At 68.0% G+C, this 297-nt stretch carries 1 pseudogene; it reads left to right on the top strand.

From position 1 onward, the window contains the following. Window positions 1-297: pseudogene (locus IEI94_RS22755) on the top strand (TRAP transporter permease); the annotation flags it as partial.

Genomic DNA, 297 nt, shown 5'->3' with positions numbered 1-297 from the left:
TTCGGCGGTCTCGCCGTGGCCTACTCGCTGTTCCACCTGATCACCCTCAACGTGCTCCCGATGGAGACCTGGTCCTACCGGGTGATCCACATCGCCGGCGCCCTGATCCTCGGCTATGGCCTCTACACCGGCGCGCGCTTCGCCTCCGATAGCCGGCAGACGGCGCCTCAGTGGCAAACCGTGCTCTCCGGACTGCTGCTGCTCCCGGCGCTCTACGCGCTGCTGCAGACGGTCCTGATGTGGCGCGCCATCGAGGGCGGCGCGCAGCGCATCGAGCCGCATATCGAGGCCTGGCAT

Origin of the sequence: Halomonas sp. ML-15 (assembly GCF_014779595.1) — a bacterium.
Lineage (GTDB): Bacteria > Pseudomonadota > Gammaproteobacteria > Pseudomonadales > Halomonadaceae > Franzmannia.
Note: the sequence above shows the minus strand (reverse complement) of the source record. Positions and strands in the feature narration are given on the sequence as shown.